The sequence below is a fragment of the Microbacterium sp. NPDC089186 genome, from assembly GCF_040685115.1.
Lineage (GTDB): Bacteria > Actinomycetota > Actinomycetes > Actinomycetales > Microbacteriaceae > Microbacterium > Microbacterium galbum.
Genome location: NZ_JBFBHJ010000002.1, coordinates 51625 through 76763 on the forward strand (window position 1 = coordinate 51625; position 25139 = coordinate 76763).

Annotated in this window: 20 protein-coding genes; 12 read left to right on the forward strand and 8 right to left on the reverse strand. The window is 72.0% G+C overall.

The genetic code is table 11. The annotated features are described in order from the left end of the window. The first annotated feature begins 26 nt into the window (after positions 1–26). Complete coding sequence (locus tag AB0N82_RS06485) at positions 27–788, forward strand: AAA family ATPase (protein ID WP_315994652.1); 762 nt, start codon at positions 27–29, stop codon at positions 786–788. Positions 789–824: 36 nt separating this feature from the next. Here the strand turns inward: AB0N82_RS06485 and AB0N82_RS06490 are convergent, their stop codons facing one another. Genes AB0N82_RS06490 through AB0N82_RS06500 form a run of 3 tightly spaced genes read right to left on the reverse strand, consistent with a single transcriptional unit; the run spans position 825 to position 5003 of the window. Then, a complete protein-coding gene (locus AB0N82_RS06490; RefSeq protein ID WP_363389550.1) occupies positions 825–2642 on the reverse strand; it encodes a DUF255 domain-containing protein in 1818 nt (605 codons plus the stop codon). A gap of 13 nt (positions 2643–2655) precedes the next feature. After that, positions 2656–3492 (reverse strand): aldo/keto reductase, encoded by an 837-nt coding sequence (locus AB0N82_RS06495; RefSeq protein WP_315994654.1) that lies wholly within the window; start codon positions 3490–3492, stop codon positions 2656–2658. 59 nt (positions 3493–3551) lie between these two features. Further along, complete coding sequence (locus AB0N82_RS06500) at positions 3552–5003, reverse strand: aminotransferase class I/II-fold pyridoxal phosphate-dependent enzyme (RefSeq protein ID WP_363389554.1); 1452 nt, start codon at positions 5001–5003, stop codon at positions 3552–3554. A 118-nt stretch (positions 5004–5121) separates the two neighbouring features. On the opposite strand from AB0N82_RS06500, the gene AB0N82_RS06505 reads away from it, so the two are divergent. The 10 genes from AB0N82_RS06505 to AB0N82_RS06550 all read left to right on the forward strand — a co-directional run bounded on the left by AB0N82_RS06505 (position 5122) and on the right by AB0N82_RS06550 (position 19256). Then, a complete protein-coding gene (locus AB0N82_RS06505; RefSeq protein ID WP_363389557.1) occupies positions 5122–5970 on the forward strand; it encodes a nitrilase-related carbon-nitrogen hydrolase in 849 nt (282 codons plus the stop codon). Positions 5971–5972: 2 nt separating this feature from the next. Further along, positions 5973–7409, forward strand: a complete 1437-nt coding sequence (gene hydA, locus AB0N82_RS06510) for a dihydropyrimidinase (RefSeq protein ID WP_363389560.1) — start codon at positions 5973–5975, stop codon at positions 7407–7409. A gap of 11 nt (positions 7410–7420) precedes the next feature. Continuing rightward, on the forward strand, positions 7421–8449 hold the full coding sequence (locus AB0N82_RS06515; protein WP_315994658.1) for a TIGR03842 family LLM class F420-dependent oxidoreductase: 1029 nt from the start codon (positions 7421–7423) through the stop codon (positions 8447–8449). 7 nt (positions 8450–8456) lie between these two features. Then, the gene (locus tag AB0N82_RS06520) at positions 8457–9410 is read left to right on the forward strand and encodes an ABC transporter permease subunit (RefSeq protein WP_363389564.1); all 954 of its coding nucleotides are present in this window, start codon (positions 8457–8459) and stop codon (positions 9408–9410) included. Continuing rightward, a complete protein-coding gene (locus tag AB0N82_RS06525) occupies positions 9407–10201 on the forward strand; it encodes an ABC transporter ATP-binding protein (RefSeq protein ID WP_363389567.1) in 795 nt (264 codons plus the stop codon). The genes AB0N82_RS06520 and AB0N82_RS06525 overlap by 4 nt, the downstream gene beginning before the upstream one ends. After that, positions 10198–10980 carry an ABC transporter permease subunit gene (locus tag AB0N82_RS06530; RefSeq protein ID WP_363389570.1) on the forward strand — a complete coding sequence of 261 codons (783 nt, stop codon included), beginning with the start codon at positions 10198–10200 and terminating at the stop codon, positions 10978–10980. The genes AB0N82_RS06525 and AB0N82_RS06530 overlap by 4 nt, the downstream gene beginning before the upstream one ends. Positions 10981–11052: 72 nt before the next feature. Beyond that, positions 11053–12225 carry an ABC transporter substrate-binding protein gene (locus AB0N82_RS06535; RefSeq protein WP_363389573.1) on the forward strand — a complete coding sequence of 391 codons (1173 nt, stop codon included), beginning with the start codon at positions 11053–11055 and terminating at the stop codon, positions 12223–12225. A 213-nt stretch (positions 12226–12438) separates the two neighbouring features. After that, the gene (locus tag AB0N82_RS06540) at positions 12439–13698 is read left to right on the forward strand and encodes an LCP family protein (protein WP_315994663.1); all 1260 of its coding nucleotides are present in this window, start codon (positions 12439–12441) and stop codon (positions 13696–13698) included. Between the two features lie 85 nt (positions 13699–13783). Then, positions 13784–14944, forward strand: coding sequence for a glycoside hydrolase family 3 N-terminal domain-containing protein (locus AB0N82_RS06545; protein ID WP_315994664.1), 1161 nt, complete (start codon positions 13784–13786; stop codon positions 14942–14944). Positions 14945–15041: 97 nt separating this feature from the next. Next, positions 15042–19256, forward strand: a complete 4215-nt coding sequence (locus AB0N82_RS06550) for a DUF3418 domain-containing protein (RefSeq protein WP_363389578.1) — start codon at positions 15042–15044, stop codon at positions 19254–19256. A 327-nt stretch (positions 19257–19583) separates the two neighbouring features. Here the strand turns inward: AB0N82_RS06550 and AB0N82_RS06555 are convergent, their stop codons facing one another. Beyond that, positions 19584–20078 (reverse strand): MarR family transcriptional regulator, encoded by a 495-nt coding sequence (locus tag AB0N82_RS06555; protein ID WP_315994666.1) that lies wholly within the window; start codon positions 20076–20078, stop codon positions 19584–19586. A gap of 40 nt (positions 20079–20118) precedes the next feature. Here AB0N82_RS06555 and AB0N82_RS06560 point away from each other — a divergent pair, with 40 nt between their 5' ends. Continuing rightward, on the forward strand, positions 20119–21012 hold the full coding sequence (locus AB0N82_RS06560; protein ID WP_363389582.1) for an EamA family transporter: 894 nt from the start codon (positions 20119–20121) through the stop codon (positions 21010–21012). 27 nt (positions 21013–21039) lie between these two features. Here AB0N82_RS06560 and AB0N82_RS06565 read toward each other — a convergent pair whose 3' ends face one another. The 4 genes from AB0N82_RS06565 to AB0N82_RS06580 all read right to left on the reverse strand — a co-directional run bounded on the left by AB0N82_RS06565 (position 21040) and on the right by AB0N82_RS06580 (position 25132). Further along, complete coding sequence (locus AB0N82_RS06565; protein ID WP_363389585.1) at positions 21040–21861, reverse strand: DUF2807 domain-containing protein; 822 nt, start codon at positions 21859–21861, stop codon at positions 21040–21042. Further along, positions 21858–22523, reverse strand: a complete 666-nt coding sequence (locus tag AB0N82_RS06570; protein WP_363389588.1) for a response regulator transcription factor — start codon at positions 22521–22523, stop codon at positions 21858–21860. The genes AB0N82_RS06565 and AB0N82_RS06570 overlap by 4 nt, the downstream gene beginning before the upstream one ends. Continuing rightward, a complete protein-coding gene (locus AB0N82_RS06575) occupies positions 22511–23833 on the reverse strand; it encodes a histidine kinase (protein WP_363389591.1) in 1323 nt (440 codons plus the stop codon). Before AB0N82_RS06575 ends, AB0N82_RS06570 begins: the two co-directional genes overlap by 13 nt. A gap of 81 nt (positions 23834–23914) precedes the next feature. Then, positions 23915–25132 carry a substrate-binding domain-containing protein gene (locus AB0N82_RS06580; RefSeq protein WP_363389594.1) on the reverse strand — a complete coding sequence of 406 codons (1218 nt, stop codon included), beginning with the start codon at positions 25130–25132 and terminating at the stop codon, positions 23915–23917. Positions 25133–25139 lie beyond the last annotated feature (7 nt).

The following is a 25139-nucleotide window of genomic DNA, read 5'->3' on the forward strand; positions in this document are numbered from 1 at the left end:
TCCAGACGAATGCCGAGGGGGCGAGCGTGACGCGAGGAGACGAGTGGCTGCACGACCCGCGGCCGGTGCAGCGGGTGAAGCTGTTCCGGGACGCGCCGGTGGACCGCGGGGCGTGGCCGGCGACCGTGCCGGCGGTGGCGCACTTCCTCGACGTCGCCGGGGCGGACGGGTGGGAGTTCGGCCCCGGTGTGACCTTCCTCGTCGGGGAGAACGGGTCGGGCAAGTCGACGCTCATCGAGGGCATCGCCGAGGCGGCGGGTCTGCCCGCTGAGGGCGGGTCGATCAACGGCGGAGGCGAGACACGACGAACCGAGAGCCCGCTCGGCGAGTGGTTGCGGATCGAGCGGAGCCCACGTGCTCCGCGGTGGGGCTTCTTCCTGCGGGCCGAGACGATGCACGGCTACTACTCGTGGCGAGACGATCTCGGTGGCCCGGCGCCGAGCCTCCACGAGATGAGCCACGGCGAGTCGTTCAACAGCCTCCTCGACGAGGTGCTCGACCACGAGCGTTACGTCGCGGGCCTCGCCTGCCTGGATGAGCCCGAGGCGGCTCTGTCGTTCTCCTCCACGCTGCGCTGGCTGGCCTCCCTCGACCGCATGCGTTCGCGCGGGACCCAGGTCATTTGCGCGACGCACTCCCCCGTGCTGGCGGCGCTGCCGGGCGCGACGATCCTCGAGCTGGGCGAGTGGGGCATCCGCGAGAGCTCCTGGGACGACCTGGAGCTGGTGAGGTTGCACCGAGGGTTTCTGGAGGCGCCGGGGAGGTTCTTACGGCACCTGTTGGAGTGAGCGGATGCCGGGAACGACCACTTCGACTCGCTCTCCTCAGACCAGCCGGCCCGGGTCCGTCGTCGGCAACGCGCAGGTGAACGCCCGGCAGTCGTAGGCCGTGGCCTCCCCATTCTGCGCGACCTTGCTCGCGAAGAGCTCGAACCCGGCCGCGGCGAACGCCTGCGCCTGCGCGGGAGAGACCACCGCGACGACGTCGGCGGCGACCCGGCGCGCGGCATCGGCGATCTCGGCATCCGCCTCTCCCACCACGACCACCTGACGCGGTGCCGTGGCGAGCCCCGTCGCGACCTCGAGGATCGCCCCGTGCGCGAGCGGCGAGGCGAGGGCGACGTCGGCGGCGCCGCGCACGAGGGCGTCGGCGGCGGCGCGGTAGCGCTCCCCCGCACCGAGGCGCCAGAGGTCGAGGGACGCGGCCGCGAACACCGACGGACCCGACGGCGACCCACCGTCGGTGGGAACCCCGTGGGGCTGCATGCCCTGCGCGACGAGCACCGCGTCTCCGCCGCCGGGCGGATGGATGCCGTCGTCACCCAGGCACAGGTCGACCAGCGCCCGTGCCCGCTCGGCGTAGGCCACCTCGCCGGTCGCGCGGGCGAGGGCGAGGAGGCCGCGGGCGAGGCCCCCGTAGTCCTCGAGAGTCGCGGGGGCCGCGGAGCGCACCTCGTCGAGCGAGGCGCGGCGGAGCGTGCCGTCATCGGCGACGTTGCTCTCGAGGACCGCGTCGGCGGCCCAGCGAGCGGCTTCGAGGAAGCGCGGGTCGGTACGGGTGCCGGCGGTGGCCAGCGCGGCGATCGCGTGCCCGTTCCAGCCGGTGACGACCTTCGCGTCGAGGGCCGGAGGCTGCAGCCCCGAGCGGTCGGCGACGCGGTAGTACCCGCCCTCGTTGCGGACGCCGTCGATGATCGACTCGGAGTCCTGCGCCGCGGCGATGCCGCCCGACGGCAGTTGAAGGACGTCGACGAGGAAGCGCGCGGCATCCGTGGCCGCAGCCTCATCCCCCGCGGCGAGCGCGACCTCGACGAGCCCGGCGTTGTCGGTCAGCATGCGCTCGTAGTGCGGCACGCTCCAATCGCGCCGCGTGGCGTAGCGGAAGAAACCGCCCTCGACGGTGTCGTGCAGGTCGGAGTCCACCATGGCGGAGAGAGCGCGGGATGCCACGGCCGCGGCATCCGGAGCCTCCGACGCCAGAGCGGGGTGCTGCAGGAACCGCAGCACAGGGGTGTTCGGGAACTTCGGCGTCTCGAACGCGGGGCCGGCGGCGAAGCCGGCGTATTCGCGGTCCTCGCGCGCGGCGACCGTGCGCGCGGCGGCGGCGAGCTGGTCGAGGGTCGGTGCCGCGTCGACGGGGGCCGTCGCGGCGGCGGCAAGGGCGTCGCGGAGCGAGGAGCCGGTGGCATCCACCTCGGCGCGTCGCTCGGTCCACGCCTCGCGGACCGCGGCGAGCACCTGGCGGAACGAGGGCTGCGGCGGGCGGGGCGCGGGCGGGAAGTAGGTGCCCGCATAGAAGACGCGGCCCTCGGGGGACGCGAAGACGGTGAGGGGCCAGCCCAGGTGCGGGGTGAAGGCGGAGGCGGCGTCGAGATAAGCGGCGTCGACATCGGGGTTCTCTTCACGATCGACCTTGATCGACACGAAGCCGTCGTTCAGGATGCCGGCGGTCTCGGCATCCTGGAACGACTCCCGCGCCATCACGTGGCACCAGTGGCAGGTGCTGTAGCCGATCGAGATCATCACGGGGACGTCTCTCTCGGCCGCGAGCGCGAACGCCTCGGCCCCCCACGGGAACCACGCGACGGGGTTGTCGGCGTGGGCCCGCAGGTAGGGGCTTGAGGCGTTCGCGAGGCGGTTCACATCGCGCCCGGCGTCAGTTGAGGTCGTCGGGGTGCGTGCCGACGCGGCCGGAGCCGTCGCCGGGGTCGACGGCGTCGATCGCGGCCATCTCGTCGGCGGTGAGCTCGAAGTCGAACAGGTCGAAGTTCTCCTCGAGGCGCTCGCGGCGCACCGACTTGGGGAACACGATGAACCCGTGCTGGATGTGCCAGCGCAGCACGGCCTGAGCGGGGCTCTTGCCGTGGGCTTCGGCGGCATCCTTCACCGCGGGGATCTCGAACAGGTCGTACTTGCCCTGGCCGAGCGGGCCCCACGACTCGATGTGCATGTCGTGCTCCTGGCCCCAGGCCGCGATCTCGCGCTGGCTGAGGGCGGGGTGCAGCTCGATCTGGTCGACCACGGGGGTCACACCGGTCTCGGCGACGATGCGGTCGAGGTGCGGCACGAGGAAGTTCGAGACGCCGATCGAGCGCGTCTTGCCCGCCTCGCGGATCTCGATCATCTTCTGCCACGCGTGGACGTAGTTGTCGTTCTTCGGCGTCGGCCAGTGGATGAGGTAGAGGTCGACGGCGTCGAGCTGCAGCTTCTGCAGGCTCTCGTCGATCGCGGCGAGCGGCTCGTCGCCGTCGTGGCGGTCGTTCCAGAGCTTGGTGGTGACGAAGAGCTCGTCACGAGGGATGCCGCTGGCGGCGATGGCGCGGCCGACACCCTCTTCGTTCTTGTAGATGGCGGCGGTGTCGATGTGGCGGTAGCCGACCTCGAGGGCCTCGGACACGGCACGCTCGGCGTCGTCGGCGGGCACGAGGAACACGCCGTAGCCGAGCTGGGGGATGGAGTTTCCGTCGTTGAGCTGAACAGAAGGAACGGTCATGGATCGAGCCTAGAAGAGGCGGACGGATGGGGCGCCGGGGTTGACGCGCCCCGCGAGGGTCACGACGCGGGAGGCGCGAACGCCGCCCGCGCGAGCGCCTCGGCCACGAGCCGCACGTTCTCGATGACGGAGCCGCCCGTGACGCGGACCCACCCGCCGACACCCGCCCCCTCGGCACTGGCGCCGCCCGATCCGGCGGCGCCCGATCCGGCGATCTCGGGGGCGTCGATGACGAAGGGCGTCCCCGCGGCCACCGCGATCCCCTCGGCCGCGAGGTGCACGAGCGCCGCGCGTTCGTCGCGCACCGGCATCCACAGGTTGATCCCATCGGGCTCCCCCACCTCGACGCCGAGACGGCGGAGCGCGGCGGCGAGGCGGTCGAGACGGTCACGGTAGATGAGCCGCGCGGTGCGCACCGGGGCGATCGAGCGGGCATCGGTGAGGAGCTCGAGCAGGATCGATTGGAGGAGCCGCGAGGTCCACCCGGGACCGAGCATGCGGCGGCGGATGATGCGCTCGACGATCTCGGACGGGCCCCCCAGGGCCGCGATCCGCAGGTCGGGTCCGTGCGACTTCGAGAATCCGCGAACGTGCACCACCTGGCCCGGGATCCACAGCGCGAGCGTCACCGGCGGCGCCGACGCGATCAGCGCCGAGTGGTCGTCCTCGATCACGGTGACGCGCGTGCCCCCGGGCACCGTCAGCAGAACGTCGGCGAGCCGTCGCGCGCGATCGATCGACATCGAAACCCCGGTCGGGTTCTGGGCGCGCGGCTGCAGCACGAGGGTGGACGGACGCTGAGCGAGGGCGAGCGCGAGCGAGGCGGGAAGGATGCCGTTGCGGTCGCTCTGCAGGGGCAGGGGGACGCCGCCCGCCGCCTCGACGAGGTCGAAGATGTACGGGAACCCCGGGGATTCGACGGCCACGCGATCGCCGAAGCGGACGACCTGTTCGACCGTGCGCGAGATCCCGTCGAACGCTCCGTCGACCACGGTGATCGCCTCGACGCCGCGTACCGGCCACTGCTCGCGCAGCAGGTCGTGCAGCTCCGGCAGCACGGGCAGGTCGTGGTAGCGACCGGTGTCGGCGCGCGGTCGGGCGAGAGCGAGAGCGCGCTCGAGCGAAGGGAGCATCGCCGGATCGGGTGTGCCCAGAGAGAGGTCGAGGGCGACGGATGCCGCACCCCGGCGACCGTCGCCGAGTCCGGGCGGTACGGCGACCCCCGCGCCGACCGCGGGAGCGGAGAGCCCCCGGACCCGCGGACTCAGCCATTCGCGCTTCTCGGTGCGCACGAACGTCCCCGCGCGCCCCCGGGACGTGACGACGCCGGCGTCGGCGAGCGCACGCCACGCGGTGGCGACCGTGCCGGTCGACACCTCGAGCGCGGCGGCGACCTGGCGCACGGTCGGGAGCCGGTCGCCCGGCGGGAGCGTGCCCTCGCTGACCAAGCGCGCGATCTCCGCGGCGAGGCCCGCGGCGGTGCGTTCGACGAGGGTGTCGGGCGCCAGCATCCGGTCCTCCAATTTACGGGGGTGTCACTCGTGGAAATCGTCGGGAAATGTTCAGGCGCGACAGTAACAGAACACGACACGACCGGGCGGGCGCGCGGTCGAGAGCGAGGAGAACCCGATGACGACGGTGCGAGCGGCCATCACGCAGACGACGTGGACCGGCGACAAGGAATCGATGCTCGACAAGCACGAGCAGTTCGCGCGGGATGCCGCTGCGGCCGGAGCGCAGGTCGTGTGCTTCCAGGAGCTGTTCTACGGTCCCTACTTCGGCATCACGCAGGACCAGAAGTACTACCGCTACGCCGAGCCGGTCGACGGTCCGATCGTGCAGCGCTTCGCCGCACTCGCGAAGGAACTCGGGCTGGTCTCGGTGCTCCCCATCTACGAAGAGGCACAGACCGGGGTCTACTACAACACCTCGGTCCTCGTCGACGCGGACGGCTCGGTGCTCGGCAGCTACCGCAAGAACCACATCCCGCACCTCGACAAGTTCTGGGAGAAGTTCTACTTCCGTCCCGGCAACCTCGGCTACCCGGTCTTCGACACCGCGGTCGGCAAGGTCGGCATGTACATCTGCTACGACCGGCACTTCCCCGAAGGCTGGCGCGAGCTGGGCCTGAACGGCGCGCACATGGTCTTCAATCCCAACGCGACCAAGCCCGGGCTCTCCAACCGCCTGTGGGAGGTCGAGGGTCCCTGCGCCGCGGTCGCCAACGGCTACTTCGTTCTGCAGCCCAACCGGGTCGGCCGCGAGGACAACGAGTACGGCGACGAGGCCGTGTCGTTCTACGGGACCAGCCAGGTGATCGACCCGCGCGGCAACCACGTCGGCGCGGTGGGCTCGTCGGAGCACGAGGAGATCCTCGTCCGCGACCTGGACATGGACCTCGTCCAGCAGATGCGCGACGACTGGCAGTTCTACCGCGACCGCCGGCCGGACACCTACGGCGAGATCGTGGAGGCCTGACCGTGGGCACCACCCTCGTCTCCGGCGGCACCGTCGTCTCGGCCACCGGCCGCACCGCCGCCGACGTGCTGCTGGACGGCGAGACGATCGCCGCGGTCCTCGCGCCCGGCTCCACCCTGCTCGGCCATGACCTCGCGGCATCCGTCGACACCGTCATCGACGCCACGGGCAAGTACGTCATCCCGGGCGGCATCGACGCGCACACGCACATGCAGCTGCCGTTCGGCGGTACGAGCGCCTCCGACACCTTCGAGACCGGGACCCGAGCCGCGGCGTGGGGCGGAACGACCACCATCGTCGACTTCGCCGTGCAGCGCGCCGGCGAGCGCGTGCAGGACGGCCTCGCCCACTGGCACGAGCTCGCGGCGGGTAACTGCGCGATCGACTACGGGTTCCACCAGATCGTCGGAGGAGTGGATTCCGACTCCCTCGCCGCTCTGCCCGGATTGATCGACGAGGGCATCTCGAGCTTCAAGATGTTCATGGCGTACCCGGGGGTCTTCTACGCCGACGACGCGCAGATCCTCCGCGCGATGCAGGTCGCGGCCGACACGGGATTGCTGACGATGATGCACGCCGAGAACGGCCCGGTCATCGACGTGCTCGCGGAACAGCTGATCGAGAAGAACAAGACCTCGCCGTACTTCCACGGCGTCGCCCGCGCGTGGCAGATGGAAGAGGAGGCCACGCACCGCGCGATCATGCTGTCGCACCTCACCGGCGCGCCGCTGTACGTCGTGCACGTCAGCGCCAAGCAGGCCGTCGAACAGCTCGCGTGGGCCCGCGACAACGGGCAGAACGTCTTCGGCGAGACGTGCCCGCAATACCTCTATCTCTCGCTCGAAGACCAGCTCGGCGCCTCGAGCGACGAGTGGGGCGACTTCGAGGGCGCCAAGTGGGTGTGCTCCACTCCCCTGCGGTCGAAGCACGAGGGCCACCAGCACCACATGTGGCAAGCGCTGCGTACGAACGACGTCCAGATGGTGTCGACCGACCACTGCCCCTTCTGCATGAAGGACCAGAAGACACTCGGCCAGGGCGACTTCCGGGCGATCCCCAACGGCATCGGCTCAGTCGAGCACCGGATGGACCTCATGTACCAGGGCGTCGTGACGGGGCAGATCACCCTGGAGCGCTGGGTCGAGCTGACCAGCACGACCCCGGCGCGCATGTTCGGCATGTACGGCAAGAAGGGCGTCATCGCCCCCGGCGCCGACGCCGACATCGTCGTCTACGACCCGGCCGGACACACCTCGATCGGAGTCGGCAAGACCCACCACATGAACATGGACCACTCCGCGTGGGAGGGCTTCGAGATCGACGGGCACGTCGACACGGTCATCTCGCGCGGCAAGGTCGTCGTCGACGACGGCGCGTACCTCGGCGCCAAGGGCGACGGACGCTTCGTCAAGCGCGGCCTGAGCCAGTACCTGGTCTGAGAGGAGACCCCATGGATTTCGGCGTCGTCCTGCAGACCAACCCGCCCGCCGCCCGCACGGTCCAGCTCTCGCAGCTGGCCGAGGCACACGGCTTCAGCCACGTCTGGACCTTCGACTCGCACCTGCTGTGGGAGGAGCCCTACGTCGTGCACTCGGCGATCCTCGCAGCCACGCGACGGGTCACCGTCGGACCGTTCGTGACCAACCCCGCGACCCGGGACTGGACCGTCACGGCCTCCACTTTCGCGACCCTCAACGAGATGTACGGCAACCGCACGATCTGCGGCATCGGCCGCGGCGACTCGGCGGTGCGCGTCACCAACGGTCGGCCCACGACACTGAAAGCGCTGCGGGAGTCGATCCACGTCATCAGGGAGCTCGGCAACTCCCGAGCCGTCGAGTACAACGGCGCGACGCTGCAGTTCCCCTGGAGCCGCGGATCGAAGCTCGACGTGTGGGTGGCGGCCTACGGCCCACTCGCCCTGAAGTTGACCGGCGAGGTGGGCGACGGGTTCATCCTGCAACTGGCCGACCTCGACATCGCGGAGTGGATGATCAAGACGGTCCGTCAGGCCGCCGAGAACGTCGGCCGCGACCCCGACGAGATCGCCTTCTGCGTGGCCGCACCGATGTACATCGGTGAGGACACTCCGGAGAGCCGCGCGCACATGCGCGAGCAATGCCGATGGTTCGGCGGGATGGTGGGAAACCACGTCGCCGACATCGTCGCGAAGTACGGCGTCGGCTCCGACGTGCCCGCCGCGCTCACCGACTACATCGCGGGGCGCACCGGGTACGACTACAACTCGCACGGCAAGAGCGACAACGACCACGTCGACTTCGTGCCCGACGAGATCGTCGAGCGGTTCTGTCTGCTCGGCACCGCCGAGGAGCACGTCGCCAAGCTCGAGAAACTGCGGGCGCTGGGCGTCACCCAGTTCGCCGGCTACCTCCAGCACGACAACAAGGAGGAGACGATGCGGGTCTACGGCGAGACGGTCATCCCCGCGCTGTCCGAGCACGTGACGGCGAAGCAGTGAGCACCCCGTGACCGATCAGGTCCTGACCCCGGGCGCCACCGAGGTCGTCGGTGCGGCCCGCTCCTCGCGGGGACGCGGGATGGCCGCCCGGATCGGCTGGGGAATCGCCGGAGTGACCGCGGTCGTCGTGCTGTGGGAGCTGTACAAGTTCCTCGGACCGGCGGACGGCGTGACCGTGGGCGGGGACGGATCGGCGGGGTCGGGTGTCATCCTGCTCCCCCGCACCCACGACCGCGCCATGCCGCACGTGTGGGACATGGTCGCGCGGATGTTCGCTCCGACCAGCGGGGGCGACACCCCGCCCCTGATCCTCTCGGTACTCCAGGCGGCCGGAACGACCCTCGGGCTGGCCGCCCTGGGATGGCTCATCGGCGTCGTCGTCGGCGCCCTGCTGGGGATCGCGATGCAGCGCTGGCGGCTGGTCGAAGCCGGCCTCCTCCCGTGGATCGTCGTCAGCCAGATCGTTCCGCTGATCGCCTTCGCGCCCGTCGTCAACGCGCTCGGAACGCAGATCGACCGCGCCGGATTCCCCTGGCCGCAGTGGCTCTCGGTCGCCCTCATCGCGTCGTACCTCGCGTTCTTCCCCGTCGCGATCGGCATGCTCCGCGGGCTCGATGCCCCGGACGCCCTGCACCTCGACCTCATGCGGTCAGGCTCCGCCGGGTGGTGGCAGACGCTGGTCCACCTGCGCCTGCCCGCGGCCGTGCCGCATCTGCTCCCCGCTCTGCGTCTCGCGGCGGCATCCGCCGTCGTCGGCGCCGTCGTCGCCGAGGTGTCGATCGGACTGCGCGGCGGGATCGGCCGCATGCTCATCCAGCTCGCCGGGCAGGCGTCGTCCGACCCGGCCGCCCCCTGGGCGCCGACTCTCGGCACCGTCGCCATGGGACTCGTCGCGGCCCTCGGCGTGGCCCTCATCGGCGTCGCCCTTCATCGATTCCGTCGCGGGGAGGACACCGCATGACCACCACCACCGCTGTTCGGGCCCGCGGGCTCGGGAAGGTCTTCCCGAGCGCCGGCGGCGAGGTGATCGCCCTGACCGACGTCGATCTCGACATCGCCGCCGGGGAGTTCGTCTCGCTCATCGGCCCCTCCGGCTGCGGCAAGTCGACGCTGTTGCGTCTCATCGCCGACCTCGACACGGCCACCAGCGGAGAGCTCACCCTCGCGGGCAAGACCGGGCGGCAGGCGCGACTCGACCAGGACTACGGCATCGCGTTCCAGCAGGCGGGACTCCTCCCCTGGCGCACGGTCGCGGCGAACATCGCCCTGCCCCTCGAGCTGCACCGCTGGACCCGCGCCCGCCGCGACGCGCGCGTCGCCGAACTCGCCGACCTCGTGGGTCTCACCGACTTCGTCGGGCGCTACCCCGACCAGCTGTCCGGCGGCATGCAGCAGCGCGTCGCGATCGCCCGCGCGCTCGCGGCCTCACCGCGACTGCTGCTGATGGACGAGCCGTTCGGCGCCCTCGACGAGATGACCCGCGAGCGGCTGCAGTCCGAGCTCGCGCGCATCGCCGCCGAGACCGGGGCCACGGTCGTCTTCGTCACGCACTCGATCCCCGAGGCGGTGTTCCTCTCCGATCGCGTTGTCGTGATGAGTCCCCGACCCGGACGGATCACCGAGGTCGTCGACACCCGACCGGGCCGTGCCCGCGACGACCTCCTCCGGGAGTCGCCGGAGTATTTCTCGCGCGTCACCGCCGTCCGCGAAGCGCTCCACGGCTCGCCCCTGCACCGGGCGAACGAGCGATGACGGCCGCTCGACTCCCCGGGTGGGTGCGGCTGCTGGCGCCCCTCGTCGTCGGTGTCGCCGGACTCGCCGCGTGGTACGCCTTCGTCGCCTCGGGCAGCGCCCCACGGATGCTGCCCGCCCCCTTCGCGGTGGCGAACGAGTTCGTCGATCGCTTCGGCCTGATCGCCGAGGCCGCGGGGATCACGGGGACGAACGCCCTCGTCGGCCTCGTCGCCGGCAGCCTGCTCGCGATTCTGTTCGCCGCCCTCGCCGCCACTTGGCGTCCCGTCGACGGCATGACCGCACCTCTCGTCGCCGCGCTCGCCGTCGTCCCCATCGTCGCGCTCACCCCGATCTTCAACACGATGTTCGGCGCGTCGAGCCAGTTCGGTCGCCAGGCGGTCGCCGGGATCGCCGCGTTCGTCCCGGTGTTCGTCAACACCCTCCGCGGCCTCCGTCAAACCAGGCCCGTCCAACGCGACTTCTTCCGCGCCACCGCCGCGAGCGGGGGCCAGACGTTCCTGCGCCTCACGCTCCCCACGGCCCTGCCGTATCTCGTCACGGGCGTGCGGGTCGCGGCATCCCTCGCCGTCATCTCCGCCCTTGTCGCCGAATACTTCGGCGGGCCCGCCGACGGTATCGGCACCGCGATCGCCACCTACGCCAAGTCCGGCCGCGCCTCTCTCGCGTGGGCGTTCGTGGGCGGGGGCATCGTCATCGGCCTCGTCTTCTTCCTCGTCACCTCGCTGCTCGAACGCCTCGTCGCCCGCCGCCTCGGCGCGGGCCGTGCGCCGAGCTGACCGGCGTCCGCCCTCCGACGAAAGAGCCTGCACCACCCGACACACGCTCCACCCGAACCGGAAGGACCTTCCATGAGACACAGCACCCGACGCACGCTCGGCGCGATCGCCGGCGTCGGCGTCGCCGCCCTCGCGCTCTCCGCCTGCTCCGGCGGCGGCTCCGCGCCCGCGGCATCCGACGCCGACTTCACCCCGCTCACCTCGGTGAAGCTGCAGTTGCAGTGGCTGCCGCAGGCGCAGTTCGCCGGCTATTACGTCGCCCTCGACAAGGGCTACTTCCAGGAGGAGGGCTTCGACGACGTCGAGGTGCTGCCTTCCGGCGGCGACATCGTCCCGCAGGACGCGCTCGTCGCCGGCGACGTCGATTTTGCCGTCGCGTGGGTACCCAAGGTTCTCGGCACCCTCGAGAACCAGGGCGTCGAGCTGACCGACATCGCGCAGGTGTTCCAGAAGTCCGGGACGACCCAGGTGTCGTGGAAGGGCTCGGGCATTACGAGCGTCGACGACTTCGAGGGCAAGCGGATCGGCTCGTGGGGCTTCGGAAACGAGTGGGAGATCTTCGCGGCCATGGCCGACAAGGGCCTGGACGCCTCGACCGTGCAGATCACGACGCAGGACTTCTCGATGAACGCCCTCCTCGACAAAGACGTGGATGCCGCGCAAGCGATGACCTACAACGAGCTCGCGCAGCTGCTCGAGACGGTGAACCCCGCCACGGGGAGGCTCTACACGATGGATGACATCGACGTGATCTCGTACGAGGACACCGCGGGCGCGATGCTGCAGGACGCCATCTGGGCGGACACGACGCGCCTGGCCGACGACCCGGCCTACGCCGACGCCGCCACGCGCTTCCTCAAGGCCGTGATCAAGGGCTGGGTCTTCGCGCGCGACAACCCCACCGAGGCCGCGGACATCACCTACACCGCCGCGACGGCCCCGGGCGTCGACGCTTTCCCGGTCGGCCCCACGCACCAGCTGTGGCAGATGAACGAGGTCAACAAGCTCATCTGGACCGGCGGCGACTTCGGCATGATCGACGCCGACGCCTGGAAGAAGACCGTCGATGGCGCTCTCAAGGCGGTCAACCAGGACGGGCTCAACCTCATCACGGCGGAGCCGGCGGCATCCGCGTATTCCAACGACTACATCGAAGCCGCTCTCAGCGCCCTGAAGGACGAGGGGGTCACGGTCGACGGCGACTACACGCCGATCGACGTGACACTCACCGAGGGCGGGCAGTAGGACGCGAGGAGCCGAGGAGGCGGGGCGGCCGGGTCATCCGGCCGCCCCGCCGTCGTGTCTGCGCGTCGTCTCCCTCGTGCGCGGTCGGCGGAATCGAGCCGGGCGTTTGATCGCTGCTCCCGGCTCCGCCGAAGGTGACCACCGCGCCGCTCGTGCAGCCGGTGCGCGGCCCGGCACCGGGACGAGCCGGCTCCCGCGTGGTTGACTGACCCCATGCACGCCAGCCCCGCCCCGAAGCACGCGCGCCGCCGGCCCGAGTCCGGGCTCCGCCGCGGGCTCACCCTGCTCGCGATCGCCGTGGCCGTGATCGTCGTCGCCGGGGTGGCGGTGGGAGGCTTCTACGCCTGGTCGCTGACGAGCCGCCTGCAGGAGGCCTCGGTTCCGCTGAAGGACGCCCCGGCCGAGCCCCCGGCCCTCAGCGAGTACAACGAGCCCTTCGCGGTGCTGGTGGTCGGCACCGACGAGTGCGACGACGTCGTGGCCGCGGCGTTCGGCCCGCGCTGCACCGACCCCGAGAACGACGGCGCGCGCAACGACGTCAACATGCTGCTGTACGTCTCGGCGAACCCGCGGCGCGCCACCGTGGTGTCGTTCCCGCGCGACCTGCAGGTCGCGATCCCGGAGTGCACCAACGACGACGGCGCCGTCTTCGGCGGCACCGACCGCGCCTCGATCAACACCGCGTTCGAAGACGGCGGTCTGTCGTGCGTCGCCGACACCATCTCGAACCTCACCGGGCAGAGCATCCCCTTCGCCGCGAAGGTCAGCTTCGGCAACGTCGTGAACATCACCGACGCGATCGGGGGCATCGAGGTGTGCATCGGCGGCGAGGGGATCGACGACCCGGATGCCGGCATCCAATGGGAAGCCGGCCCCCGCACGGTCAAGGGGTTCGACGCCCTCGCCTTCCTGCGCACGCGCAAGGGCATCGGCGACGGCAGTGACCTCGCCCGCATCGGCAACCAGCAGCAGTACATGTCGCGCCTGGTCAACAAGCTCCGCAGCGACGAGGTGCTGTCGAACCCGGGCACCCTCATCGGTCTGGCGAACACGGCCGTCAACAACATCCAGCCGAGCGAGAGCCTCGCCGACCCCGTCCGCATCGCGCAGCTGGCGTACACGCTCAAGGACGTGCCGTTCTCCGACATCACCTTCGTGCAGTACCCCGTCGTCGACGACCCGTACGACAGCAATCGCGTCGCGCCCGACGAGGCCTCGGCCCAGGTGCTGTTCGAGGCCCTCGCCGCCAACGCGCCCCTCACGATCACCGGCGAAGCCGGCCGCGGCGTGGTCGCCGACCCGTCGGCTCCCACCGAGGAGCCCACCGCGCCGGCCGAGGAGACCCCTGCTCCGGATGCCACCGATGCCACCGCCTCGCCCGACGCGAGCGCCGCCCCGGGCGTGGTCGATCTGCCCCAGAACATCAACGGCACGAAGGCGGACCAGGCGACCTGCTCGGCCGGCAACGGCTGATCCCGACCACGACGTCGCCGTCCGACGGGCGCACGCCCCCGCGCACGGAGACCGCACACTCAGGTCGATGGGACAGCATCGAGGGGTGAAGACCTCCGCCCGCTTCTCGCTGGTCGTCGTGACCGCAGCGTTCGCCCTCGCCGGGTGCGCGCCCGCGGCCGCCCCGTCGACCCCGACGGCATCCGCCACTCCCACCCCCACCCCGACGCCCAGTCCCACGCGCACGCCCGATCCCCTGGACGGCATGAGCCTGGCCGACAAGGTCGGGCAGCTGTTCATGGTGGGCACCTCGGTCGACGGTGCCGATGCGACGACGGTCGCGGCCGTGCGGGACGACCACATCGGTGGGATCTTCCTGCACGGACGATCGGATGCCGGCACGGAGGCGATCGCGAACCTCGTGAGCGGATTCACCTCGACGGTGCCCGCGGGCCGACCGCCGCTGTGGGTCGCCACCGACCAGGAAGGCGGGACGGTGCAGGTGCTGTCGGGTCCGGGATACGACGACATCCCGTCGGCGCTCGATCAGGCGCAGTCCGATGACGCCGCCCTGCGTGCGAGCGCTGCGACGTGGGGGACGCAGCTCGCCGCCGCGGGGGTGAACATGAACCTCGCGCCGGTCGCCGACATCGTCACGAGCGCGGAGTTCGCGGCATCCAATCCCCCGATTGGCGAGCTGGCCCGCGAGTACGGCTACGACGAGGCGACGGTCGCCGCGAAGGCGGGTGCGTTCGCCGCCGGGATGCGAGACGGCGGGGTGCTGCCGACGTTCAAGCATTTCCCGGGCCTCGGACACGTCGACGACAACACCGACTACTCCACGGGCGTGACGGACGACACGGTCACCGCCGACGGACCCGACGTGGGCGTGTACTCCACGGTGCTGCCGCAGGGGCCCGCCGTCGTCATGCTCTCGACGGCGATCTCCGCGCAGATCGACCCCTCGGCCCCCGCCGCCTTCTCCCCCGCGGTGGTGGGCGTGCTGCGCGACCGCGTGGGGTTCGACGGGGTGGTCACGGTCGACGACCTCTCGGCCGCGCGCCAGGTGCAGCCCTGGTCGCCCGCCGATCGGGCGACGCTGGCGGTCGACGCCGGCGTCGACCTGCTGCTCGTCTCGGCCGACCCGTCGGTGTACCCCGAGATGCATCAGGCCGTGCTGTCGCGCGCCGAGTCCGACCCCGCCTTCGCCGCGAAGGTGGACGCCGCCGCACGCCGCATCCTGGCCCAGAAGGCCGCGATGCCCTGAGCTCTTGCGCGAGTCTCCACGATTCGTCGCCTCCGACACCGGCGTAGCGACAGATCCTGGCGACTCACGCGCGCTGCGGGCGATACGCTGGAAGGCTGTGTCTGTCGAACCCGTCATCGTCTACCCGCCCGAGCTGCCCGTCAGCGCGGCCCGGGACGAGATCGCGCGCGCCATCCGCGACCACCAGGTCGTGATCGTCGCCGGGGCGACGGGCTCCGGGAAGACCACGCAGCTGCCCAAGATCTGCCTCGAGCTCGGGCGCACCTCGATCGCGCACACCCAGCCCCGCCGCATCGCCGCGCGCACGATCGCCGAGCGCATCGCCGAGGAGATGCAGGTCCCCCTCGGTTCCACCGTCGGCTACAAGGTGCGCTTCACCGACAAGGTGTCGGCCGACACGCGCGTGGCGCTGGTGACCGACGGCATCCTGCTCAACGAGATCCACCGCGACCGGCTCCTGCGCCGCTACGACACGATCATCGTCGACGAGGCGCACGAGCGCTCGCTCAACATCGACTTCCTGCTCGGTTACCTCCGCCGCATCCTGCCGAAGCGCCCCGACCTCAAGGTCATCGTCACCTCCGCGACGATCGACCCCGAGAGCTTCGCGCGGCACTTCGCCGCCGCCCCCGCCGAGCCCAGCGGCGAGCCGGTGCCCGCGCCGGTGATCGAGGTGTCGGGGCGAACGTATCCGGTCGAGGTCCGGTACCGGCCGCTCGACGGGGCGGACGAGGTTCCCGACGACGCCGACGACGAGACTCCGCATGCCGGGACCTCGACACCGCGCCCGAAGAAGCCCCGCAGCCCCGCACGGCCGACCGCCACGTCCGGCCGCTCCGCCGACGACGTCGACGAGGTCGGAGCCGTCGTCGCGGCCCTCCGTGAGCTCGACCGGGAGCCCGCGGGCGACGTGCTCGTGTTCTTCCCCGGTGAGGCCGAGATCCGGGATGCGGCGGATGCCATCCGCGGGGCATATCAGAAGGACGCCGCGCCCACCGAGGTGCTGCCCCTGTACGGCCGCCTCTCCGCCGCCGAACAGCACCGCGTGTTCGAGCGCTCCACCGTCGCGGGTGTGCGCCGCCGCGTCATCCTCGCCACGAACGTCGCCGAGACGAGTCTCACGGTCCCCGGCATCCGGTATGTCATCGACACCGGCACCGCGCGCATCTCGCGCTACAGCAACCGCTCGAAGATCCAGCGCCTGCCGATCGAGGCCGTCTCGCAGGCGTCCGCGCAGCAGCGGTCCGGCCGCGCCGGCCGTACGTCGCCCGGTGTCGCGATCCGCCTCTACTCCGAAGACGACTTCCTCCGCCGTCCGGAGTACACCGAGCCCGAGATCCTGCGCACGTCGCTGGCATCCGTCATCCTGCAGATGCTGTCGCTCGGGTTCGGCGACATCCAGGCGTTCCCGTTCCTGACCCCGCCGGATTCGCGCGGCGTGAAGGCGGCGTTCGACCTGCTCGTCGAGCTCGGCGCGGTGAAGCTGCCGGCACCGGGTTCCGAACGCCGCGATCCCCGCGGCGACGGCGACCCCTCGCGCCAGCGGGGTGGGCGGGGAGACGATCGCGGCCCCCGCCTCACCGAGATCGGCCGCGAGATCGCGCGCCTGCCGATCGACCCCCGCTTCGCGCGCATGCTCATCGAGGCCCGCCGCAACGACGTGTCGAGCGAGGTGCTCGCGATCGTGTCGGGCATGTCGATCCAGGACGTGCGCGAGCGCCCCGAGGAACGCCGCGAGGAGGCCGACCGCTTCCACGCGCGCTTCACCGACCCCACCAGCGACTTCCTGTCGCTGCTCAACCTCTGGGACTACCTGCAGGAGAAGCAGGCCGAGCTCGGCTCGAGCGCGTTCCGACGACTCTGCCGCAGCGAGCACCTCAACTACGTGCGGGTGCGCGAATGGATCGATGTGCACCGGCAGCTGCGGTCGCTGGGCGGCTCGGGCGAGCGCCCCGGCTCCGGTGACGACGGGCGCGGCGCTTCTGCGCGCGGCGCTTCTCTGCGCGGCGCGAAGAACCATGTCCCACTTGTGGCGGGTGCGGGGCGCGCAAAGCAGCACAATCCGGGACATGCACCGCCACAAGTGGGACGAGGGTCGACAGACACCGCCCCCGAGGGACACGCCGCCGGCGACGCGATCCACCGCGCGATCCTGTCCGGGCTGCTGTCGCACCTCGGCATCCTGGATCCGCGCACGATGGCGCAGACCAAGGACCGCAAAGCCCCGGGCGACGCCCGCCCCGTCAAGGGCGAGTACATCGGCGCGCGCGGGGCGCGGTTCGCGATCTTCCCCGGCTCGGGGCTGAAGAAGAAGCGTCCCTCGGCCGTGATGGCCGCCGAGCTCGTCGAGACGTCGCGCTTGTTCGCCCGCACGGTCGCCGCCGTCGACCCCGCGTGGGCCGAAGAGCTCGCGCCCGACCTCGTCAAGCGCTCGCTGAGCGAGCCGCACTGGTCGAAGGATGCCGGCTCCGCCGCGGCCTACGAGAAGGTCACCCTCTTCGGGGTCGAGCTCGTCGGCCGTCGCCGGGTGCAGCTCGCGCGCTTCGATCGCCCTCTCGCGCGCGAGATGTTCGTGCGCCACGCGCTCGTGGAGGGCGAGTGGGACCCCTCGGTGCTCGACAAGCGCCTCACGGCGTTCCTGCGCCGCAACGTCGAGCAGCGCCGCCTGCTGGAGAAGATCGAGGAACGCGAGCGCCGCCGCGACATCCTCATCGGCGACGAGGCGGTCTTCGCGTTCTACAACGCGCGCATCCCCGCTGATGTCACCGACGTGCGCTCGTTCGAGACGTGGTGGAAGGATGCCGTCACCCGCACGCCCCACCTGCTCGACCTGCGCGAGTCCGACCTCACCGGCGACCGGGCGCAAGGCGACGACCGCGCCTTCCCCGCGCGCTGGCGCCAGGGAGACCAGACCCTCAACCTCGCGTACCGCTTCGAGCCCGGTGCCCCCGACGACGGCGTGACGGTCGTCGTGCCGCTGCCGTTGCTGGCTCAGCTGCGCCCCGACGGGTTCGACTGGCAGGTGCCGGGCATGCGCGACGAGCTCGTGACCGCGCTGCTGCGAGCCCTGCCGAAGACGATCCGCCGCAACGTCGTGCCCGCCGCCGACTGGGCTGAGAAGTTCTCCGCCGAGCTGGCCGAGAGGGGCCCCGAGCACACGGGCGGTCTGCCGAAGACGCCGCTGGTCGACGCCCTCGCCGCCCAGGTGCAGCGCGTGGCCAACCAGCGCGTGAGTGCTGCCGACTTCGAGCTCGAGCGCGTCCCGGCGCACCTGCTCCCGTCGTTCCGCGCGGTCGATGCGCGCGGGCGGGCGATCGGCAGCGACCGCGACCTCGGCGCCCTGCAGCGCCGCCTGGCCGACAGGGCCCGCTCCAGCGTCGAGTCGACGATCGCCCGACCGGCGCAGAGAGCCGCGAAGGTCGCCGAGGCCTCCCCCGCATTCGCCGCGCGCACCAAGCTCACGACGTGGGACCTCGACGAGCTCACCGAGGTCGTCGACACACCCGTCGCCGGCGGCGTCGTCCGCGGCTACCCGGCCCTCGTGGACGAGGGGGACAGCGTCACGCTGCGCGTCGAGGCGACGCCCGAGGATGCCGCGCGGCACACGCGCACCGGCATCCGACGCCTGATGCTGCTGGCCGTGCCCTCCCCCGCCACGTACGTCCTCGACCACCTCACCGCGAACGAGAAGCTCGCCCTCGCGGCATCCCCGTACCAGAATGCGAAGGCGCTGATCGAGGACGCCCGCGTCGCCCTCGCCGACGACGTGCTCCTGCGCGAGGCGCCGGCCGGTGTCGTCCGCACGAAGGCCGAGTTCGAGCGCGTTCGGGATGCGTTCTCCGCCGTCTCGGTCGAGCGCACGTTCCAGACGGTGTCGCTCGCCGCGAAGATCCTGCTCGCGCAGCGCGAGGTCGAGAGGGCGATGAAGGATGCCGCCTCCATCACGCTGTTGGGCGCGCTGAACGACGTGCGGGGTCAGGTGGCGGGGCTGCTCTTCCCGGGCTTCGTCTCGCGCACGGGCCTGCATCGGCTGCAGCACTACCCGCGCTACCTGGCGGGGGCGCTGGAACGTGTGAAGACCCTGTCGGACAACCCCGGTCGCGACCGCCAGCGGCAGACCGAGTACGAGCGCTCCGCGACCGCGTTCGCCGAGGCGGGCGGTGTCATCCCCCTGCCCGCCGATGCTCCCGCGAACCTCGTGCAGACGCGGTGGCTGCTGGAGGAGCTGCGCGTGAGCCTGTTCGCTCAGCGCCTCGGCACGGCCGAGCCGGTGTCGCCCCAGCGCATCACGAAGGCGCTGAAGGGCGCGTAGGCCGCCGAGGCGGCACGACCGAGCCCCCGGTGCGGGACGTTCGCGTCCTCACGGGTGGATCGCCGCACTTCGCCGCCCAGGCACACCGCACGCGACCACGTCGGGCAACCGAGGGGGCGTCCGGCAGGGCCCGCAGCGTGAGATGCCGCACATGGCCGTCTGGGCACACCCCACCCGACCATGTCGGGCAACCCGAGCGGGCGGGCGGCAGTGGCAGCAGCGTGAGATGCCGCACATGGCCGCGCGGGCACACCCTGAGCGACGAAGTCAGGCAACCCGAACGCCCCCGGCCGCGTCGTGCGCTCGCCGTGCAACCGTCCGTCGCACTCACACGCCGAGCGACGCGCCCCACTCCCGCAGGAGGCCCTCGAGCGTCCGCCGCTGAGGCGGGGTGAGGCCCGCGAGCAGGCGTTCCTCGTTCGCCACGTGGGCCGCGAAGGCCTCGTCGATCACGCGTCGCCCCGCCGTGGTGAGGCGGATGACGCGTCCTCGTCCGTCGTCGACGTCGGCGTCGCGCACGACGAGACCGGATGCCACGAGGCGGTCGACGCGTTTGCTCACCGCTCCCGTGGTGACCATCGTGTGCCGCGCGAGCTCGCCGGGGGCGGCAGCGAACGGCTCCCCCGCACGCCGCAGCGCGGCGAGGATGTCGAACTCGCCCTCACCCAGGCCGTGGCGACGGTACTCCGCGACCAGTTCCTCGCGCAGGTGGTCGGCCAGTCGATGCAGGCGTCCGATCACGTGCAGGGGGGAGACATCGAGGTCGGGACGCTGGGCGCGCCACTGGGCCGTGAGGGAGTCGACGCGGTCGGGCGTGGTCATGGCATCCATCTTATCTTCCACGGAAGCTATTATGTCTTCCATGGAAGCTACGTGGCGCACCGTCGCCGTGACCGCCGTCGCCCCGATCGCGTGGGGCGCCACCTACGTCGTGACGCGGCACGCGCTGCCGGCCGACGCTCCGCTGTGGGGCGCGGCGCTGCGCGCCCTGCCGGCCGGGCTGCTGCTGTGGGCTCTCGTCCGACGCCGCCCGCGCGGATCGTGGTGGGCGAAGGCGCTCGTGCTGGGGCTGCTGAACTTCGCGGCGTTCTTCGTGCTCGTGTACGTTTCCGCACACCTGCTGCCGTCGTCGATCGCCGCCTCGGTCATGGCGCTCGCTCCCCTCGCCCTCGCGGGGATCGCGTGGCCCCTGCTCGGGCAACGGCCGACGGTGCGGTGGGCCCTGGCCTCCGCCGTCGGCATCGCCGGCGTGCTGCTCGTGGTGGGCGGGAGCACCGGAGCGATTCCCCCCGTCGGCGTCATCGTCTCCCTTCTCGCCCTGCTGACGTCGTCATCCGGGGCGATCCTCACCACCCGCTGGCGTGACGAGACGCCGCTGCTCGCCACGACCGCCTGGCAGCTCACCGCCGGAGGACTCGTGCTCGTCGTCGTCGCCGCCGTCGGAGAGGGCCCTCCGCCTCGAGTGGATGCCGCGGGGGTCGCCGCCTATGCCGGGATCGCGGTCGTGGCCACCGCCCTGGCGTTCGTCTGCTGGTTCACGGGTCTGCGACACCTTCCGGCCGGAACGGTGGGCCTCATCGGACTGCTGAACCCGGTGACCGGGGTGCTCCTGGGCGTCCTCGTGGGCGGGGAGACCCTCACCGGTCCCCAGCTCATCGGCATCGCCGCGGTTCTCGCCGCCATCGCCGCCACCCACGCGCGGCGGCGGAGTTCGCGGCGTTCCACGCGCGGACCCGTGCCCTCCCCGAAGGGATGAGCACGGGTGCGCGCGGGGAGCGGATGGTCACGAGCGCAGGCGCACCTCGCCCATCGTCGCCGTGACGTCGACCTCGGCGGTGGCCGTGGGGCTCTGCCGCAGACCGTTGTCGACCTGCCCCAGACCGTCGTCGATGCTCACGCGGTACTCGTCGTCCGGCAGACGGAGGTCGACGGACCCGGCCGTGAGCTGCACATACGTGCGGATCGGGGTGGATCCGCGCAGGTGCGCCGTCACCTCTCCCCCGGCCACCTCGAACGCGGCGGTGCCGACGTCGCGAAGCTGCACCGAGGCCGATCCCCCCGATATGTCCAGCTCGAGCTCCCCCGCCGCGCCGTTCAGCGAGGTGGTCCCGCCGGCGACGCGGACCGAGACCGTGCCGTAGTCGCCCTGGAGGTCGAGAGCGCCGCCGCTGACCTGCGCCTCGACACCGAGTCCCGTCCCCGCCCACTGGCGCGGAAGGGTGATCGTGGCGGACGATCCCGCGCCCCAGTCGACGAACGACCGGTTCGGCGAGGCGACGCGCAGCGCGTCTCCGCGGCGTTCGAAGGTCCAGCCCGCACGACCGGTCGCGGCATCCAGCCGTGCGCTGTCGACGTCGCCGTAGGCGATCGTCAGGGCTCCCCCGGTGACGTCGATGTCGAGCGACCCCACCGCCTGCGCCGCACCGTCGACGCGGACCGATCCGCGGTCGGCGTCGCGCAGCACGACGACGGCCGAGGCGGCGGTTCCGGCGACCGTGCCGAGGGCGACGCACGCGCCGACCACGATCGTGACGATCGACACCGCGAACGCGGCGACGCGACGTCGGGGCGGCGCAGGGGCGGCGGGAGGTGTGTCGATGGTCATGAGGTCGCTCCGGTGTGGTCGTGGCCCAGGTGCACGAGAGCGGCGATGACGCGGCGGTTGCCGGTCTCGTCCTGCTCCAGGCCGAGCTTGGTGAAGATGGCGGTGATGTACTTCTCGACGCTCGCCTCGCTGACGAACAGCGCCCCGGCGATCGCCTGGTTCGAGCGCCCCTCGGCGATCAGGCCGAGGACGGCCCGCTCGCGGTCGGTGAGGCTCTGCAGTCGCTCGTCGCGGCGACGCCGTGTGAGCAGCTGCGCGACGACCTCGGGATCCAGCACGGTGGCACCGTCGGCGATGGAGGCAACGGCGGAGAGGAAGTCGGCGACGTCGGCCACACGGTCCTTGAGCAGATAGCCCAACGCGCCCTGCCCGTCGGCGATCAGGTCGCTCGCGTAGCGCTCCTCGACGTACTGCGACAGCACGAGCACCGGGAGCCCCGGATGCCGCGACCTCAGCGCGATCGCGGCGCGGATGCCCTCGTCGGTCCAGGTCGGCGGCAGCCGCACGTCGAGGATGCACAGCTGCGGCGCCGTCGCGGCGACCGCGGCGTCCAGGCCGTCCGCGTCGGGCAGGGCCGCGACCACCTCGTGGCCGTCGTCGGCGAGCAGGCGCACGAGGCCCTCGCGCAGGAGGACGGAGTCCTCGCAGATCAGGATGCGCACGGGACGTTCACCTCCACCGTCGTCGGGCCGCCGTGGGGGCTGTCGATGCGGGCCGTGCCGCCCGCCGCCGTGACGCGATTGACGATCCCGTCCAGGCCTCCGCCGGGCACGATGCGCGCCCCGCCCAGACCGTCGTCCTCGACGCGTGCCCACAGCGACCCGTCATCGCGCACCCGCACGTCGACACGGCAGGCGGCGGCACGGGAGTGCTTGGCGGCGTTGGTGAGGGTCTCCGCGATGGCGAAGTACACGGCCTCCTCGGCCGCCCGCCCGCAGCGGCGGGGCAGGCGCACGTCGAGGGTGACCGGGATGTGCGAGCGCGACGCGAGCGCCGAGAGGGCGGCATCCAGGCCCCGATCCTCGAGCACCGAGGCGTGGATGCCGCGGGCGAGCTGCCGGAGTTCCGTGATGGCCGACTTGGTCGAGGCGTGCGCCTCGGCGACGAGGGCTTTGGCCGCCTCGGGGTCGTCGTCGATCTTGGTCTGCGCGAGTCCGAGGGTCATGCCGATCGACACGAGCCGCGGCTGGACCCCGTCGTGCAGGTCGCGTTCGATGCGCGTGCGCTCGACCTCGGCCGCGCGGACCGCTCCGGCCCGACGGGTGTCGGACGTGCGGGCCTGCTCGACGAGCTGCGCCTCGCGGGAGGGGACGAAGATCGCGCGCACGATCACGCCGTGCAGGATCGCGAGGCCGATGGCGGCCGCCACCCCGACGATGACGGCGATGACCCCCACGAGGGGGACACCCGCGCCGCTCAGCGGGATCAGATCGAGGAAGCGCGTATTCGACCAGCCGAAGAGCGGGCTGACGGCGAGGGCGAGGCCCCACGCGAGTCCGGCGAGGGCGGTCACCGTCACGAGTCCCATCACCGTCGCGATCGAGAACGAGGCCACCGCGCGCCACTGCAGCGGGTCGATCGCCTGCAACCAGATCGAGTGCAGCACCCCGACGAAGCCCGGCTTGGCACTGCGGCGCGGCCGCAGCGGCGCGAGACCGAGATCGTAGAGCCCGTCGACGCGCGCACGTTCGAACCAGGCGACGGCGAAGAGCGCGTAGACGAAGACGACCAGCACGACGACGCCCACGAGAAGCGCCGCGAGCAGCCCGACGCCCGAGCCCAGCATGCTGAACAGCCCCGTGAAGACGGCCGGCCCGATCACGCCCAGCGCGGCCAGGTGCGCGACGGCAGCGGCGACGCGCCCGGGCGAGGCGACACGCACCCGCTCCGGCACACCGCCCGTCGGCGGGGCGGTCTCGACGGGCCCGCCGGGAACCGGCGGAGGGGGCGGGAGGACGGATGCCGTGGTCATGCGTTCCACGCTAGGGCGCGGTCGGCGCGGGCACCGCCCGGTCAGCCCCCGCGCGGGTTCGGGTTATCCCGAATCACGCGGTCACAGCTCGTCGGCGGAGATCCACCCCGAGGCGATCAGCTCTTCCACGTCGTCGGCGCGCAGGATGCTCGGCGCCACCTCGTCGCCGGCCTCGTCGGGCGCGTCGCGGTCGGCGAGCAACGCCGCGACGGCGTCGGCGGTCGCTGACACGAGCGCCCGCGGATCGGCGAACACGGTGGCGTCGAGGTCGCCGTCGCGCAACGCGCGCACGGTCGGCGCGTCGGCTCCCGATCCGACCACGAGCGGTGCGGGGGCGGGCTCGGCATCGCCGTCGCCGCGGTCCGTCGCCTCCGGGGAGGGCGTCGGCGTGGCGGTCTCGCCCTCGGCCTCGGGAGCCTCGGTCGTGAGCGCGGTCACCACACCCCGGGTCACCGCGTCGCCGAGCGCGAGCACGGTCGTGGGCACGTCGCCGGGGCCACCCGCCCGGAGCTCGCGCACGCGCTTCTCCGCCGCGTCGGCCTGCGCCTGCGCGGTCCGACCGCCGACGGCGGCGGCCTCGGGGGTCGCACCCGACACGATCTCGATGCGGCCGTCCGCGACGGCCGGCTGCAGGGCGGCGAGGGCGGCGGCGTAGCGCTCGACCTCCCAGGCGTCGGAATCCGCGCCGCTCAGCACGGCGACCCGGGCCGTCTCGGCCTCGGCGGTCTCGGGCGCGACCGCCTCGGGCTCGGCGGTCTCGGTGCCCGGCGTTCCGGGCGTGGCTGCCGGGCTCGGGCTCGACGACGCCGTCGCGGTGCGCGGCGCATCGGTGAGATCGGCCAGAAGCGCCTCCGCCTGCGCGCGCCCGAGGGCGGCGGCGTCGAAGGCGACCGCTCCCCCCACGTCGAGTCCGTCGAGCGACCGCCCGAACGCGACGACCGGCACCCCCGCCTCGTCGGCGGCGGCGATCGACGCGGACAGGTCTCCGGATGCCAGGGGCGCGACGACCACGGCATCCACGCTCTTCGTGAGCATGTTCTGCACCTGGGCGGCCTGCGTGCGAGCGTCGGAGGCAGCGAACTGCAGGTCGACGCGGTACCCGCGCGCGGAGAGTTCGCGGCTGAGCGCGTCGCCGCCGCGACTCCACAGCGCGTCGGCCGTCGTCGGCAGCGACACCCCGATGACGCCCGCGCCGTCGTTCGAGCCGGGGGCGGTGGCCGGCGCCGGGGAGCACGCGGCGAGAGCCACGGTCACGGCGACCAGGGCCGCGGCCGCACGGAGCGCGCGCGAAGGTGTCATCCGATCC